This window comes from Xanthomonas sp. DAR 80977 (genome assembly GCF_041240605.1).
In the GTDB taxonomy this organism is placed as follows: domain Bacteria; phylum Pseudomonadota; class Gammaproteobacteria; order Xanthomonadales; family Xanthomonadaceae; genus Xanthomonas_A; species Xanthomonas_A bundabergensis.
Map to the genome: position 1 here is coordinate 205,617 of NZ_CP162487.1, position 15,167 is coordinate 220,783.

At 70.1% G+C, this 15,167-nt stretch carries 11 protein-coding genes; 3 read left to right on the plus strand and 8 right to left on the minus strand.

Translation table 11 applies throughout. From position 1 onward, the window contains the following. Nucleotides 1–7: 7 nt before the first annotated feature. The 5 genes from AB3X10_RS00925 to AB3X10_RS00945 form a co-directional block, all read right to left on the minus strand. Nucleotides 8–1,051 carry a glycoside hydrolase family 5 protein gene (locus AB3X10_RS00925; protein ID WP_369978260.1) on the minus strand — a complete coding sequence of 348 codons (1,044 nt, stop codon included), beginning with the start codon at nt 1,049–1,051 and terminating at the stop codon, nt 8–10. A gap of 309 nt (nt 1,052–1,360) precedes the next feature. Further along, complete coding sequence (locus tag AB3X10_RS00930) at nt 1,361–2,419, minus strand: glycoside hydrolase family 5 protein (protein ID WP_369978262.1); 1,059 nt, start codon at nt 2,417–2,419, stop codon at nt 1,361–1,363. A gap of 802 nt (nt 2,420–3,221) precedes the next feature. Further along, nucleotides 3,222–4,712: an FAD-dependent oxidoreductase gene (locus AB3X10_RS00935; protein ID WP_369978264.1), complete on the minus strand. Its 1,491-nt coding sequence runs from the start codon at nt 4,710–4,712 to the stop codon at nt 3,222–3,224. A gap of 130 nt (nt 4,713–4,842) precedes the next feature. Then, nucleotides 4,843–9,300, minus strand: coding sequence for a glutamate synthase large subunit (gene gltB, locus AB3X10_RS00940; protein WP_369978266.1), 4,458 nt, complete (start codon nt 9,298–9,300; stop codon nt 4,843–4,845). Nucleotides 9,301–9,505: 205 nt separating this feature from the next. Further along, entirely contained in the window at nt 9,506–9,901 is a 396-nt protein-coding gene (locus tag AB3X10_RS00945) for an I78 family peptidase inhibitor (protein WP_369978268.1), read from the minus strand. Nucleotides 9,902–10,053: 152 nt separating this feature from the next. Here AB3X10_RS00945 and AB3X10_RS00950 point away from each other — a divergent pair, with 152 nt between their 5' ends. Next, nucleotides 10,054–11,268 (plus strand): DNA topoisomerase IB, encoded by a 1,215-nt coding sequence (locus tag AB3X10_RS00950; protein WP_369978270.1) that lies wholly within the window; start codon nt 10,054–10,056, stop codon nt 11,266–11,268. 110 nt (nt 11,269–11,378) lie between these two features. On the opposite strand, the gene AB3X10_RS00955 is transcribed toward AB3X10_RS00950, so the two are convergent. Continuing rightward, nucleotides 11,379–11,735, minus strand: coding sequence for a hypothetical protein (locus AB3X10_RS00955; protein ID WP_369978272.1), 357 nt, complete (start codon nt 11,733–11,735; stop codon nt 11,379–11,381). A 139-nt stretch (nt 11,736–11,874) separates the two neighbouring features. Between AB3X10_RS00955 and AB3X10_RS00960 the strand changes: the two genes are divergently transcribed. Both AB3X10_RS00960 and AB3X10_RS00965 read left to right on the plus strand, forming a co-directional pair. Further along, nucleotides 11,875–12,036: a hypothetical protein gene (locus tag AB3X10_RS00960; protein WP_369978274.1), complete on the plus strand. Its 162-nt coding sequence runs from the start codon at nt 11,875–11,877 to the stop codon at nt 12,034–12,036. 72 nt (nt 12,037–12,108) lie between these two features. After that, nucleotides 12,109–13,152: an SDR family oxidoreductase gene (locus AB3X10_RS00965; RefSeq protein ID WP_369978276.1), complete on the plus strand. Its 1,044-nt coding sequence runs from the start codon at nt 12,109–12,111 to the stop codon at nt 13,150–13,152. Between the two features lie 160 nt (nt 13,153–13,312). Here AB3X10_RS00965 and AB3X10_RS00970 read toward each other — a convergent pair whose 3' ends face one another. Both AB3X10_RS00970 and AB3X10_RS00975 read right to left on the minus strand, forming a co-directional pair. Next, the gene (locus AB3X10_RS00970; protein WP_369978278.1) at nt 13,313–14,182 is read right to left on the minus strand and encodes an NmrA/HSCARG family protein; all 870 of its coding nucleotides are present in this window, start codon (nt 14,180–14,182) and stop codon (nt 13,313–13,315) included. Between the two features lie 32 nt (nt 14,183–14,214). After that, on the minus strand, nt 14,215–15,150 hold the full coding sequence (locus AB3X10_RS00975; protein WP_369978280.1) for an NADP-dependent oxidoreductase: 936 nt from the start codon (nt 15,148–15,150) through the stop codon (nt 14,215–14,217). Between the last annotated feature and the right edge of the window lie 17 nt (nt 15,151–15,167).

The window sequence follows — 15,167 nt, forward strand, 5'->3', positions numbered from 1 at the left end:
GCCGGTATCAGCGCGCGATGCGCTTCGCCCGGGCCGACAGGATCGACATCTGCGGTTTGTCGCGGCCGTCCGCATCGGGCTGCACGTTGAACGGATAGTCCTGCCGCCACCAGGCGCCGCCGGCCCAGTAGCTCCAGCCCAGCCAGCGCGCGGGGTGCTGCTCGATGTAACCGAGCATGCCGTCCAGCGCCTGCCGGCAGGTGGCGTTGTCGGCGGCGCCGAATTCGCCGAGGAAACCGATGTGGCCGGTGTCGCGCAACCAGCCGGTGAAGGCGACCAGGCGCGCGGCGCCGATGTCGCCGCTGACGCAGCTGCTGCTGGTGCCGCTGGAATCGGCGTCCAGATACTGGTGCACTTCGATGGCGGTGCGCCCGAGCGGGTCGTACAGCGAGGCCAGCGCCACGGCGTTGGACTCGCCGCCGACGGTCGCGTACCAGCTGTGCGCGCCGCTCCACAGCGCGCCCGGCACCAGGATCAGGTTGCGCGCGCCGGTGACGCGGATCGCGTCGACCGCGGACTGCGCGGCGGCCGCCCACAGCCCGGGCGAGATGTCGTTCGGCTCGTTCATCAGCCCGAACACCACGGCGTTGTCGTCCTTGAATTCCCGAGCCAGGCGCTGCCACAGGTCGCTGAAGGTCTTGATCGGCACCGCCGCGCTGCCGATCTTGTTGTCGTAGTAGCTGGCGTAGTTGTGGATGTCCACGATCAGGTGCATGCGCTGCGCCTTGGCCTGCTTCGCCGCCGCCTTGATCAGCGCCAGCTGGGCCGTGTCCAGCGGACCCTGCGCGCGGGGCTGCAGGCGTTCCCACAACACCGGCAGGCGGACGATGTTCATGCCCTTGCCGGCGAAATAGGCGTAGTCGGCATCGCGCGGATAGACGTAATCCGCGTTGAGCACGCCGGGCTTCTTGCTGGAACTGATTTCCGCGCCGGACAGATTGACCCCGGCGAACTTCAGCACGCCTTGTGCGTGCAGCTGCGGCAACACGGCGAGCAACGCCAGCAGCAGTGCCGGACGCAACGCGCGCCGGCACGGCGACGAACGGACCATGGTGAGCTTCCTTCTGCATCAGCGAGGGGGGACTCGGCCAGGCGTCTCGCGAACTGGCCGAGCTGATGGCAAACGGTGTGCTTGCCTGCACCGTAATGCATCCCCGCTGCAGCCACTACCGGCAATGCATATGCATGCGCGGTTCTGTGCAGGGCTTTGCATGGCGAACGCGCACTGGTTCTCTGTCGTCCATCGCCGCCGCGATGCGCGCGGCGGGATCGCATGCCATGGTTCGCGTGCTGCGCGAACGCGTCTGCAGGACGTGCCTGCAGGAATGGCGCGCCGGGCGATCGGCCCGGCAACGCACGCTTACTTCTTGGTGACCTTGCGCGCGTGCCTGGACAGGATCGACATCTGCGGCTTGTCGCTGCCGTCCTTGTTCGGCTGCACGTTGAACGGATAGTCGTTCTTCCACCACGCGCCGGCCGCCCACCAGGTCCAGCCGACGATCACGTCGTTGTTCTGCTCGATGTAGCTGAGCAGGCCTTCCAGCGCCTGGTTGCAGACGGGGGTATCGGCGGTGGCGAACTCGCCGATGAAGCCGACCTTCTTGTTCTCGCGCAGCCAGCTGACGAAGCCGGCCAGTTTCTCGGCGCCGGCGGTGGCGCTGACGCATTCGCCCTTGGTGCCGCTGTTGTCCTTGTCGAAGTACTGGTGCGCTTCGAAGGCGATGCGGTTGCCCGGATCCTTCAGCGGCTGCAGCGCCACCGCGTTGGAGGTGCCGTAGTAGGTGCTGCGCCAGCTGTGCGCGCCGGTGTAGGCGGTGCCGGGCACCAGCACCAGGTTCTTGGCCCCGGCCTTGCGGATGGCGTCGATCGCCGCTTGCGCCGCCGCCGCCCAATCGGTGGAGGAGACCGCGTTGGGCTCGTTCATCAGCCCGAAGATCACCGTATCGTCGCCCTTGAACTCGGTGGCCAGGCGCCGCCACAGGTCGGCGAACACGTCCGCCGGCGCGCCGGCGCTGCCGATCAGCGCGCCGTTGTACTTGGCGTAGTTGTGCGGGTCCAGGATCAGGTGCATGCCGCTGGCCTTGGCCTGCGCCACCGCCTTCTTGATCTGCGCCAGCTGCGCCGGGTCGAACTCGCCCTTTGCGGTGGGTTGCAGGCGCTCCCACAGGAACGGCAGGCGCACGATGTTCATGCCCTTGCCGGCGAAGTAGCTGTAGTCCGAAGCCGCTGGATAGGTGTAGTCCTTGTACAGCGTGCCCGGCTTCTTGCCAGAGTTGAATTCGGCGCCGGAGAGATTGACGCCGGCGTACTTGAGCACGCCTTTGCCGTCCTGGGCGGACGCGCCGAAGGCGACGGCGAGCAGCAACACGGCGGGAGCGACGGGGCGCAGCCGCGACGACCAGAGCGAGGAAAGCGACATGGGGGAGCTTCCTTGGGGGGAGGGGAGGATGCCGTTGTGTCATCGGGGGAGGGGTCGGCAATGCAAAGGGTGCGCGGATCGCAGCCGCGCGGCCAGCCTAGGCGTTCGTGCGTTAGCGGTGCATTCACTCGCGCGAAAGACGGCGTTGCGCCTGCGCTGGTTCGGACGCGATGGCGGGTGTGCGCCGCATGGTCGGTCGCGGCGGGAGTTGTCGGCATGCGTGGCCGGCGTGTTGCTTGCAGCTCTTGCAGGAGGAGTCTGGGGGCTTCGGTCGGTCGGCTCCGATGGATCGTCGAAACCGTAGGTTCGCGACTCCGCTCGTCGCGGCTGAAGCCGCTCCTACAGGGTGCTTCGGCGTCGGATGCGTGCGCCTGTGCGAGGGGCTTCAGCCCCCGACACTGTCCGACGCGGTCGAGCGTGTCGCTCCGCTCGTCGCGACCGAAGTCGTTCCCACAGGGACTTGCGACAAGATGGCTGGGTGCATGGTGGGAGGGGCTTCAGTCCCGCAGGAAGCTTCGGTGCCGGATGAGTTTGCCTGTGCGAGGGCTTCAGTCCCGACACTGTCCGACGCGGTCGAGCGTGTCGCTCCGCTCGTCGCGACTGAAGTCGCTCCCACAGGGACTTGCGACAAGATGGCTGGGTGCACGGTGGGAGGGGCTTCGGCCCCGACCCGGGCATGCCGGCATGGTCGGGGCGCGATGGGAGATCGCCATGGCGCCGTCGCTTGCGGTGCGCAAGCGGGTCGCCCGGTCGCGCGCAGCCGGGCCTGCGGCGCGCGCCGCTCAGGCGCGGTCGACGTGGCTCAGGCCGCGGCCTGGGTGGTCACCGGCAGGCGGTTGCCGATCCATTCGGCGATGCTGGCGGCCGCGTCGCGGCCTTCGGCCACCGCGGTCACCACCAGGTCGGCGCCGCGCACTGCGTCGCCGCCGGCGAACAGCTTGGGATTGGTGGTCTGGTACGGCAGGCGGCCGCTGCCATCGGGATCGCTGCCGCCGGCCAGGATGCGGCCGTTGGCAGTGCCCTCCACGCCCTGCGCGGCCAGCCATTCCGGCACGCTCGGCGAGAAGCCGAAGGCGATGATGACCACGTCCGCGTCCAGCAGCGATTCGCTGCCTTCGATCGGCACCGCGGCCTGGCGGCCGCGCGCGTCGGGTTCGCCGAGGCGGGTCTGCACCACGCGCACGCCGGCCAGCTTGCCGGCGGCATCGGCTTCCACCGCCAGCGGCTGGCGGTTGAACAGGAAACGCACGCCTTCCTCGCGCGCATTGGCCACTTCGCGCGCCGAGCCGGGCATGTTGGCCTCGTCGCGGCGATAGGCGCAGGTGACCTTGGCCGCGCCCAGGCGGATGGCGCTGCGCACGCAATCCATGCCGGTGTCGCCGCCGCCGAGCACCACCACGCGCTTGCCGCTCAGGTCGGGCAGCGCGATCGTGTCTTCCCAGCCGGCGATCGGCCGGCCCCACGGGTCGTTGCCGCCGACGATGCGGCTGTTCTGCACCAGGAACGGCAGCGCCGGCAGCACCCCGGGCAAGTCCTGCCCGGCCAGGCCGCCGTCGGTGTAGCGGTAGGCGCCGGTGCCCAGGAACACCGCGTCGTATTCGCCGAGCAATTGTTCCAGGCTCACATCGCGGCCGATCTCCACGCCCAGGCGGAACTCCACGCCCATGCCTTCGAGCACCTCGCGGCGCTTGCCGATCACGCTCTTGTCGAGCTTGAAGCTGGGGATGCCGAACTGCAGCAGGCCGCCGATCTGCTCGTAGCGGTCGTACACCACCGCATGGATGCCGGCGCGGACCAGGCGGTCGGCGCAGCTGAGCCCGGCCGGGCCGGCGCCGATCACCGCCACGCGCTTGCCGGTGGCCTGGACCTGGCTCAGGTCGGGGCGCCAGCCGTTGTTGAGCGCGGTGTCGACGATGTACTTCTCCACCGCGCCGATGGTGACCGCGCCGAATTCCTCCAGCGTGCAGCTGCCTTCGCACAGGCGGTCCTGCGGGCACACCCGGCCGCACACTTCCGGCAGCGGGTTGGTGCTGTGGCACAGCGCCGCCGCTTCCTCGATGCGGTTCTCCTGCACCAGCTGCAGCCACTGCGGGATCGCGTTGTGCACCGGGCATTTCCAGCTGCAGTACGGATTGCCGCAATCCAGGCAGCGCCCGGCCTGGTACTGCGCGTCGGCCTTGTCGAATTTGCCGTACAGCTCGTTCCAGTCGCCGGACGTGCGCAGCTCCACCGGGATGCGCTGCGGCATCTGCCGGGGCAGGTCGAGGAACTGGAAGGCTTGCTTGCGGCTCATAGGGGCAGGGATTCGGGATTGGGGATTTGGGATTCGAGAAAGCGAGGGACTGGCGTCGGATCCGATACGGGCTTGCTGTTCCCAATCCCGAATCTCGAATCCCCAATCCCTTCGCTGCGACGGGCCGCCATCAGGCGGCTCGGCGCAGCGATTCGGTCAGCGACTCGATGCTCGCCGCCTTCGGTTTGACCAGCCAGAACTTGCCGACGTAGTCGCGGAACTCGTCGAGGATCTGCTGCGCCCAGATGCTGCCGGTCAGTTCACGGTGGCGGCTGATCAGCTTGTGCAGGTGCTGGCGGTGGCTCTCGAAGCCTTCGGCGGAGATGCGATGGATGTCGATCAGCTCGTGGTTGTAGCGGTCGACGAAGTCGCGGTCCACGTCGAGCACGTAGGCCAGCCCGCCGGTGAAGCCGGCCCCGAAGTTCAGCCCGACCTTGCCCAGCACCAGCACGATGCCGTCGGTCATGTATTCGCAGCAGTGGTCGCCGGCGCCTTCGATCACCGCCAGCGCGCCGGAGTTGCGCACGCCGAAGCGCTCGCCGGCGCGGCCGGCGGCGTACAGCTCGCCGCCGGTGGCGCCGTACAGGCAGGTGTTGCCGATGATCGCGGTGCTGCGCGCCTCGAAGCGCGCGCCGCGCGGCGGACGCACCACCAGGCGGCCGCCGGCCATGCCCTTGCCGACGTAGTCGTTGGCCTCGCCTTCCAGCTCCAGCTGCAGGCCGCCGGCGTTGAACGCGCCGAAGCTCTGCCCGGCCGAGCCGCGGAAGCGCAGGGTCAGCGGCGCATCGTCCATGCCGTGGTTGCCGTGCACGCGGGCGATGGCGCCGGACAGGCGCGCGCCGATCGAGCGGTCGGTGTTGTGGATCAGGAAGCGGTGGTCGCCGCCGCTCTTGTTGGCGATCGCGTCGGCGAGCAGGCCGTCCATCTGCGTGGCCAGGCTGTCCGGCGATTCGTACAGGCGCTGCGCCGCGCAGTGGCCGCCGTCGTAGCGCACGTCCTTGAGCAGCCGCGACAGGTCCACGCGCACGCCTTCGCGCGGCGACACGTCCAGTTGCTGCAGCAGCTCGGTGCGGCCGATGATCTCGTCCAGCGAGCGCGCGCCCAGGTACGACAGCCATTGCCGCACTTCCTCGGACAGCAGCTTGAAGAAGTTCTCCACGCGTTCGGGCAGGCCGACGAAGTGGTTGGCGCGCAGGCGCTCGTCCTGCGTGGCCACGCCGGTGGCGCAGTTGTTGAGGTGGCAGATGCGCAGGTACTTGCAGCCGAGCACGATCATCGGGCCGGTGCCGAAGCCGAAGCTGTCCGCGCCCAGGATCGCGGCCTTGACCACGTCCAGGCCGGTCTTCAGGCCGCCGTCGGTCTGCAGGATGGTGCGGTCGCGCAGGTTGTTGGCGACCAGCGCCTGGTGCGACTCGGCCACGCCCAGTTCCCACGGCACGCCCGCGTAGCGGATCGAGCTGACCGGGCTGGCGCCGGTGCCGCCGTCGTGGCCGGACACGGTGATCAGGTCGGCGCCGGCCTTGACCACGCCGGCGGCGATGGTGCCCACGCCGGCATGGCTGACCAGCTTCACCGACACCAGCGCCTGCGGATTGACCTGCTTGAGGTCGTAGATCAGCTGCGCCAGGTCCTCGATCGAATAGATGTCGTGGTGCGGCGGCGGCGAGATCAGGCCGATGCCCGGCTTGGCGTAGCGCAGCCGCGCGATCAGCTCGTTGACCTTGTGCCCAGGCAGCTGGCCGCCTTCGCCGGGCTTGGCGCCCTGCGCGACCTTGATCTGCAGCACCTCGGCGTTGACCAGGTACTCGGGGGTGACGCCGAAGCGGCCGGAGGCCACCTGCTTGATCTTGGAGCGCTTCTCGGTGCCGTAGCGGGCCGGGTCTTCGCCGCCCTCGCCGGAGTTGCTGCGCCCGCCGAGGCGGTTCATCGCGACCGCCAGCGCCTCGTGCGCCTCGGGCGACAGCGCGCCCAGGCTGATCGCGGCGGTGTCGAAACGGCGCAGCAGGTCCGCGGCCGGAGCGACCTGGTCGAGCGGGGTCGGCACTTCGGCCTGGCGCAGCTGCAGCAGGTCGCGCAATGCCGAGGGCGGACGCGAATGCACCGCGTCGGCGTACGCCGCCCAGTCGGCCTGGTCGCCGCTGCGCGTGGCGCGCTGCAGGGTCATGACCACGTCCGGGTTGTACATGTGGTACTCGCCGCCGTGCACGTACTTCAGCAGGCCGCCCACCTCCGGCTTGAGCAGGTCGTTCCAGGCGCGCGCGGTCAGCTGCCGCGCCTCGGTGTCCAGCCGCGCCAGGTTGACCCCGCCGATGCGCGAGGCGGTGTCGGGGAAGCACAGCTGCACCACGTCCGGGTCCAGCCCGACGATCTCGAACAGCTGCGCGCCGCGGTAGCTGGCGATGGTGCAGATGCCCATCTTGGAGATGATCTTGGACAGGCCCTTGTAGATGCCCTTGCGGTACTTGCGGCCGATCTGCGCCTGTTCGCCGCCCTTCTTCAGCAGCAGGATGCCGCGCCGGCCCAGGTCGAACAGGGTCTGGTAGGCCAGGTACGGATACACCGCGGTGGCGCCGAAGCCGAGCAGGCAGGCCATGTGGTGCGGGTCGCGCGCGGTGCCGGTCTCGATGATCAGGTTGACGTCGCAGCGCAGGCCCACCCGCGACAGGTGGTGGTGCACCGCGCCGGTGGCCAGCAGCGCATGCGCCATCGGCCGTTCCGGCACCGGGTAGCGGTCGGTCAGCAGCAGCATGACCTTGCCGCCGCGCGCGGCCTGCTCGGCCTCGGCGCAGATGCGCTCCAGGCCGGCCTTGAGGCCTTCCTCGACGCTGTAGGACAGGTCGATCTGCGCGTTGCGGGTCTGGTACTGCTCCATCTTCAGCAGCTGGCGCAGCTTGCGCTGGCTGAGCACCGGCGAATTGAGGATGACGTGGTTCACCGTCTCCGGGCCGGCATGGAAGATGTTGGTCTCCTTGCCGAGCTGGGTGGTCAGCGACATCACGCAGTCTTCCCGCAACGGATCGATCGGCGGGTTGGTGACCTGCGCGAACGCCTGGCGGAAGTAGTCGTACAGCGGCCGGGTGTGGCGGCTGAGCACCGCCATCGGGGTGTCGTCGCCCATCGAGCCGGTGGCTTCCTGCTCGGTCTCGGCCAGCGGCCGCAGCACCTGCTCCACTTCCTCGGTGCTGAGCTGGAACAGCTTGTGGTAGCTGCGCAGGGTGCGCTCGTCGAAGGGCTCCTCGACCAGCGAGGGATCGATCAGCTCGGTCTGCAGGTAGGTGACGCCCTGCTGCAGCCACTGCTTGTACGGGGCGCGGCCGCGGTTGATGCGGTCGATCGCGTCCGAGTCGAGCAGGTCGCCACGCTTCAGGTCGATGGCCATCATCTCGCCCGGGCCGAGCTTGCCCTTGCGGGTCACGCGCTCGGCCGGCAGTTCCCACACGCCCGCCTCGGAGGCGACCAGGAAATGGCGGTCGGAGGTCAGCATCCAGCGCGCCGGGCGCAGCCCGTTGCGGTCGAGCATGCACGCCGCGTAGCGGCCGTCGCAGGCGACGATGCCGGCCGGGCCGTCCCACGGCTCGGTGTTGAGCCCGTAGAACTCGTAGAACGCGGCCAGGTCGGCGTCCTTGAACTCCAGCGACTGGGTCGCCGGCGGCACCAGGATGCGCAGCGCCTGCAGCAGGTCCATGCCGCCGGCGACCAGCAGCTCGAGCATGTTGTCCAGGCTCTGCGAGTCCGAGCCGTGCATCGAGATCACCGGGTCGAACTCGGCGATGTCGAAGCGCGGGGTCTTCCACACCTTGCTGCGCGCCTGCGCCCAGTGCCGGTTGCCCTCGATGGTGTTGATCTCGCCGTTGTGCGCGAGCAGCCGGAACGGGTGCGCCAGCGGCCAGCGCGGCAGCGTGTTGGTCGAGAAGCGCTGGTGGAAGACGATGGCGCTGGAGGCCAGGTCGCTGCGCTGCAGGTCCGGGTAGAAGGTGCTGAGCTTGTCCGGCAGCACCATGCCCTTGTAGCTGATGCCGTTGGGCGAGAGCGTGGTGACGTAGAAGTCGGCGAGGTCGCGCAGGCGCTGCTCGGTGCGGCGGCGCGCCAGGAACAGGGCCAGGGCGAAGGCGTCGTCGCCCTGCTCGGCGCCGGCATCGACGAATACCTGCTCGATGTGCGGCAGGGTGTCCTTGGCCAGCTGCCCGCACACCGAATCGTCGGTGGGGGTGACCCGCCAGCCGCGCGGCTGCGCGCCGGCGCGGACCAGTTCCTCTTCCAGCACCTGGCGGCAGCGCGCGGCGCCATCGGCGTCGTCGCGCGGCATGAACACCTGGCCGGCGGCGAAGCGCGCGCCCACCGCGATGCCGGCGTCGCGCGCCAGCGCGCGCAGGAACGCATCGGGTTTGCGGATCAGCAGGCCGCAGCCGTCGCCGGTCAGGCCGTCGGCGGCGACGCCGCCACGGTGGGTCATCCGCGACAGCGCGGCAATGGCGGTATCCACCAAGGCCCGCGAGGGTTGGTCATCGAGTTGCGCGACCATGCCGAAACCACAGGCATCGCGCTCGTCTTGGGGGTCGTAGAGCCCGTGGCGGTTGCGGGGGGCCATGTCTGCCTCTGAAAAGCGATCCGAAGGAACGCGGCGACACTCGCCCCCGCTCTATCCTGGAGCGCATCTTGAGGTCACCGGAACATCGACTAAAGCACATGTTGGTGCGGTGCCGCAATACACGGTTGCAGCTGCAACCGTAGCCGCGGCGACGGTCTTGCCGCCGCGACCGGATTCGCCGCCCGTCCGCGGCGGCGGACGGACCTCAGCCGCAGCGCACGCCGGTGATCTGGTTCCTGGCATCGACCTCGATATTGAGCCGTTCGCCGTCGAACTCCATGGTCACCGCCTGGTTCGGCTTGAGCACGCGCACGCTCTTGGCGCCGGTGTCGGTGCGCGCCTGGTCCAGCAGCGCCTGTTCGGCGGCCTGGCCGACCAGGCCCTGCGCCTGCGAGGCGTCGCAGGTGCCGACCGGCGGCGGCTCCGGGGCGCTGGCCGGATCCGGCGCGGCGGCCTGTTGCGCGGCGGCCTGGGCCTTGGCCGCCACCTGTTCCTGCTCGTCCGGCGGCGGCGCGGTGCACGCGGCCAGTGCCAGCGCCAGGCAGGCCGTGCCGAACAGGCCGGCACGCGCGGACGCACGAGAAGAAAGGAAAGTGCTCATCGGGGCTCCTGGTGGGTGGAGGGAGGACGGGTCCAGCATAAGCGCAGAAGAATCGGACAAGTCGCGTTCGCCGCACGTTAACCGCTCCGGCGTTGACGCGGCCTAGGCAGCGCGCTGCCGACAATCGCCGCTCCGCAACCGCTGGCGTCCCGATGTCCAACGCGTCCCGTCCCACCGCCGCCACCGAGGCGGCGCGCGCGCTGCAGGCCAGACAGGCCGCCAGCAGCGCCGGCCTGGTCTATGTCAGTGACGACCAGCCCGGCATCGCCCGCCGCCGCGCCGGCAAGGGCTTCGGCTACCGCCTGCCCGACGGCAGCGCGGTGCGCGACGCGCCGACCCTGCAGCGCATCCGCCAGCTGGCCATCCCGCCGGCCTATACCGAGGTGTGGATCTGCACCAAGGCCAACGGCCACGTGCAGGCCACCGGCCGCGATGCGCGGCGGCGCAAGCAGTACCGCTACCACGCCGACTGGGCGCAGGTGCGCGGCGACGGCAAGTTCGAACGGATCATGGCCTTCGGCCAGGCCCTGCCGCGGCTGCGCCGGCGCCTGCGCCGCGACCTGGCGCTGCCCGGCTACCCGCGCGACAAGGTGCTGGCGATGGTGGTGGCACTGATGGCCGAGACCCTGGTGCGCGTCGGCAATGCCGAATACGCGCGCAGCAACCGTTCCTACGGCCTGACCACGCTGCGCAACCGCCACCTGGAATTCGTCAAGGGCGGCCGCGCGCGGCTGAAGTTCCGCGGCAAGGGCGGGCAGGAGCACGACATCGAGGTCGACGACGCGCGCCTGGTCAAGCTGATCCGCGGCTGCCAGCAATTGCCCGGGCAGGCGCTGTTCCAGTACCGCGACGACGACGGCCAGCTGCAGCCGGTGGACTCGGGCGAGGTCAACGACTACCTGCGCGAGGCGATGGGCGAGAGCTTCACCGCCAAGGACTTCCGCACCTGGGGCGGCACCCGCGCCGCGCTGCAGCGGCTGGCGCAACTGCCCCTGCCCGAACCCAGCAGCGAGCGCGCGCTGAAGCTGGCGCAGAACGCGGTGATCCGCGAGGTCGCCGACGCGCTGGGCAACACCCCGGCGGTGTGCCGCAAGGCCTACATCGACCCGTGCGTGTTCGCCGGCTGGCGCGGCGGCGAGTTGCACGGGCTGTGCGAGCGCGTGCGCGGCGAGCGGCAGTGGGATTTGGCCACGCTGAAGTACCTGGCGCAGGCACGTGCCGCCACGCGCAAGGCGACCAAGGCCGCGGGGGCGAGGAAACCGGGTGCGAAGCCGGCAGGCGCCGGATCGGCGGCGCCTGCCGCATCGCGTCGGGCCGGCCGCAGCGCGGCGGCCGCAAAAGCGACGCGCCCACGCAAAGGCAGTTGAGCGAAGCGCAGGTGCGGCCGCTCGTTCGCGTGCGGCTGCATCACGGGCGACGCGGACGCGGCGGAACGGCTGCGTCCGCGCCGCTCAGCCGGCGCCGCGCGCCCTCTGCCTCAACCGCAATACAGCGTGGTGATGTTGTTGTACGGGCCGACCTCGATGGTCAGGCGTTCGCCGCCGCTCTCGCCGGCGCCGCGGGTCGCGCTGTCCACGCCGCTGGAGGTGGCGCCGCTGCCGCCGACGCTGCTGTTCACCACCTGCACCTTCAGGCTGTCGCTGTCGACGCGGGCGCGCTCGACGGTGGTCTGCGCCGCGGCCAGGCCGACCGCGCCGCGGACCTTGTCGACGTGGCACTGGCCGGAGATGACGCCGTCGATCGGCTGCACCTGGGCGATCTGGGTGGTGCTGCAGGCGCCGAGCAACAGGCTGGCGGCGAATGGAACGGCGAGGGCGAGCGGATGGCGGATCATGGACGGGTTCCTTCGTGCGGATAGCGCGAGCGTGTCGCGGCGGATGTTTGCGCGGCATGAAGAGAGCGGCGCCGGGCTTCACCCGGCGTGGCCGCGGGCTTGGCCAGACTGCGCCCTCCCCAGCCGACCGGAGCCGAGCATGGCCACCTGCGATGTCTGCGGCAATGACGACGTCAAGGCCTTTTCCCCGACCCAGGGCGCCCGCAGCGGCCCCTTCGCTGCGTTGGAGTGCGCGATCCATGGCGTCGCCTTGCACCGCAGCGTCGGCCATGGCGTGGACGGCGCCGCCGACCGCGTCTAGCGCGCACCCATCCGCTCACCCACCCGACGCGGCGCCACGCGGCGCGGCGTCCCGCATATCGGAGCAATGCCGATGGCTTCCAGCAACAACAAGCGTCCTGCCGCCTCCAACACGTCCGCGTCCTCCCGTGCGACGCCTGCCGGATCCGTGTCCACCGCCGGCAAGACCGCGCAGACCCAGCGCGCCCTGCAGCGCAAGATCGATGCCGGCGAGGCGGCGTCCAAGGCCAAGGCCAAAAAGTCCGCGCCGACCCAGGCCGGCGCGCGCAAGCAGCCCGAGCGCATGCCCAGGCAGCACCTGCGCAAGCCCGGCAAGGAACAGGACCTGGCGCTGCAGCCGCGGTTCGAGGCGCCGGAGTACGTGGGCAGCGGCAAGCTGCGCGGCATGAGCGCGATCGTCACCGGCGCCGACTCGGGCATCGGCCGTGCGGTGGCGGTGCTGTTCGCGCGCGAAGGCGCCGACGTGGCGGTGCTGTACCTGGACGAGCACGAGGATGCGCAGGTCACCCGCGCACACGTGGAGAAGGAAGGCCGGCGCTGCCTGACCATCGCCGGCGACGTGAAGGATCCGGCGTTCTGCGAGGACGCGGTCGCGCAGACCGTGCGCGCCTTCGGCGGACTCGACATCCTGGTCAACAACGCCGCCTTCCAGCTGCACTGCCATGCCCTGGAAGAGCTCAGCGACGCGCACCTGCAGGAGACCCTGCAGACCAACATCGGCGGCTACTTCCACATGGCGCGCGCGGCCTTGCCGCATCTCAAGCGCGGTGCGGCGATCATCAACAGCGGTTCGGAGACCGGCCTGTTCGGCAGCAAGTCGCTGCTCGACTATTCGGCGACCAAGGGCGCGATCCACGCCTTCACCATGGCCCTGGCCAGCCAGCTGCAGCCGCGCGGGATCCGCGTCAACGCGGTCGCGCCGGGCCCGGTGTGGACCCCGTTGAATCCGGCCGACAAGGCCGCCGAGGACGTGGCCGAGTTCGGCAAGAGCAGCGCGATGGGCCGCCCGGCGCAGCCGGAGGAACTGTCGCCGGCCTACGTGTTCCTGGCCTCGCCGATCACCGCCAGCTACATCAGCGGCGCGATCCTGCCGGTGATGGGCGGTCCGCAGGGCTGAGCCGCCGCCTGCATGGCGAACGGGCGAGCGGCCCGTTCCGGCAGCGCCGATGGCGGACATCCTCCGCGCGGCGCTGCCGGCGTGGTTGCGAACGCCATGGATCGAACAAACGCACGCGCGCAGCAAGCGCGGGAAGCCCGCGCTTGCTGCGCACGCTGCGTCAGGCCCGCGCCGTGGCCTCGCGCACGAAGGCGTCATAGGTGCGCAACGGGCGTCCCAGGATGGCCTGCAGTTTCTCCACCGTGCCGTCGGCGGCGTGCATGCCGAACTGCTGGATGCCCGCCATCATCAGGCGCATGTCGTAGGCCAGCCACGACGGGCCATGCGCCGCCAGTTGCGCTTCGAAGGCGGCTACGTCGTCGCCGGCGTAGGCGATCTCGCGGCCGAGCGCGGAACTCCAGACCTTGGCGACGGAGGCGCCGGTCAGCGCCTGCGGGCCGACCAGTTCCAGCGTGATGCGCTCCAGCGCGGCAGGGGCCCGGTCGCGCCGCAGCAGCTCGGCGACGGCGATGTCGGCGATGTCGCGCGCGTCGATCATCGCGATACCCGCCGCACCGATCGGCATCGGATAGACGCCGTAGTCCTGGATCGTCTGCTGCACCATGGCCTCGTTCTGCATGAAGTACGCAGGACGCAGGATCGTCGCGGGAATATCCAGGCGCTCGATCATGCGTTCGACGGTGTGCTTGCCGGTGAAGTGCGGCACGTTGCTGTACTTGTCGGCATGGATGACCGACAGGTACACGATGCGCTCGATCCCGGCTTCCCTGGCCAGATTCAGCGCGATCAGCGCCTGCGTCACCTCGTCGGGGGTGACCGCATTCAACAGGAACAGCGTGCGCACCGACGACAATGCGGCGCGCATCGAGGGAACGTCGGTCAGGTCGGCGACGACTTCGGTGACACCGGCGGGGAATGCGCGCTTGCCCGGCTGGCGAACCAGCGCCTTGACCTCCGCGCCGGCCTCGGCGAGGCCTTGGGCGATGAGGGAACCGACGGTGCCGGTGGCACCGGTAACGAGAATGCTCATGGTGAATCTCCTGCTGTGGATGGAAGGGTGAGTCAGCGCAACAGGTCGGCGACGACCTTGCCGGCGCGGGAGGCGGTGCGATTGCGTTCGATGGCCAGGGGGATGTCGGCGAAGCCGACCACCTCGCCGACCTTGGCGGTCAGCGCGCCGCTCGCGACCTCGGCGGCCAGTGTTTCCAGGAGGGCGGCGTCCGGCTTGTTCATGAACCACAGGCCGCGGCGGCCAGGCGGCGTGCGCGCCAGGATGTCCGGCGAGGTCGTGCCGACGATGACCCCGTTCGGCGCCAGCACCTGCCACGAGCGGTCCAGTACCTCGCCGCCGGCGTAGTCCAGGACCAGGTCGATGTCCCGGGCGATGTCTTCAAAGCGTTGCGACTGGTAGTCGATGACATGGTCCGCGCCGAGGCCGCGGACATAGTCGCCATGCGCCGCGGATGCGGTGGCGAACACCTCGGCCCCGGCGCGCTTGGCGTACTGCACGGCATAACCGCCCAGCCCGCCGGCAGCGCCATGGATCAGGATCCGCTGGCCGGAGTGCAGCGGCCCGGCAAGGTGCAGGCTGTTCCAGGCCGCGATCGCGGCGACCGGCATGGCGGCCGCATGGAGGTCGTCCAGGCCGTCGGGCGTGCGTGCCAGCGCGGTCTCGTCCACCGCGACGAACTCGGCGTAGGCCCCGAGCCCGCTCATGGCGCCCATGACACGGTCGCCGACCCGGAAACGGGTCGCGCCGGGTCCGACCGCCGCGACGACGCCAGCCAGTTCTGCGCCCAGCACCGCCGGGAATTGCAACTGGAAGACATCGCGCACCAGGCCGGTGCGGACCTTCCAGTCGATGCCGTTCACGCCGGCGGCGTGGACGCGGACCAGCACCTGGCCCTGTGCTGCTTCTGGTTTGGCGATGGTGGCGACTTCGGCGGCGTCGGCGTCGCCGTAGGCGCGGATCAGGACTGCGCGTTGTGTGGTGCTCATGGTGGTTGCTCGTCTGG

What these genes read in the sequence shown, in the direction of transcription:
- AB3X10_RS00970 (WP_369978278.1), bottom strand. Translation starts at nt 14,182, where the DNA reads ATGAGCATTCTCGTTACCGGTGCCACCGGCACCGTCGGTTCCCTCATC.
- AB3X10_RS00955 (WP_369978272.1), bottom strand. Translation starts at nt 11,735, where the DNA reads ATGATCCGCCATCCGCTCGCCCTCGCCGTTCCATTCGCCGCCAGCCTG.
- AB3X10_RS00930 (WP_369978262.1), bottom strand. Translation starts at nt 2,419, where the DNA reads ATGTCGCTTTCCTCGCTCTGGTCGTCGCGGCTGCGCCCCGTCGCTCCC.
- AB3X10_RS00935 (WP_369978264.1), bottom strand. Translation starts at nt 4,712, where the DNA reads ATGAGCCGCAAGCAAGCCTTCCAGTTCCTCGACCTGCCCCGGCAGATG.
- gltB (WP_369978266.1), bottom strand. Translation starts at nt 9,300, where the DNA reads ATGGCCCCCCGCAACCGCCACGGGCTCTACGACCCCCAAGACGAGCGC.
- AB3X10_RS00965 (WP_369978276.1), top strand. Translation starts at nt 12,109, where the DNA reads ATGGCTTCCAGCAACAACAAGCGTCCTGCCGCCTCCAACACGTCCGCG.
- AB3X10_RS00925 (WP_369978260.1), bottom strand. Translation starts at nt 1,051, where the DNA reads ATGGTCCGTTCGTCGCCGTGCCGGCGCGCGTTGCGTCCGGCACTGCTG.
- AB3X10_RS00950 (WP_369978270.1), top strand. Translation starts at nt 10,054, where the DNA reads ATGTCCAACGCGTCCCGTCCCACCGCCGCCACCGAGGCGGCGCGCGCG.
- AB3X10_RS00960 (WP_369978274.1), top strand. Translation starts at nt 11,875, where the DNA reads ATGGCCACCTGCGATGTCTGCGGCAATGACGACGTCAAGGCCTTTTCC.
- AB3X10_RS00975 (WP_369978280.1), bottom strand. Translation starts at nt 15,150, where the DNA reads ATGAGCACCACACAACGCGCAGTCCTGATCCGCGCCTACGGCGACGCC.
- AB3X10_RS00945 (WP_369978268.1), bottom strand. Translation starts at nt 9,901, where the DNA reads ATGAGCACTTTCCTTTCTTCTCGTGCGTCCGCGCGTGCCGGCCTGTTC.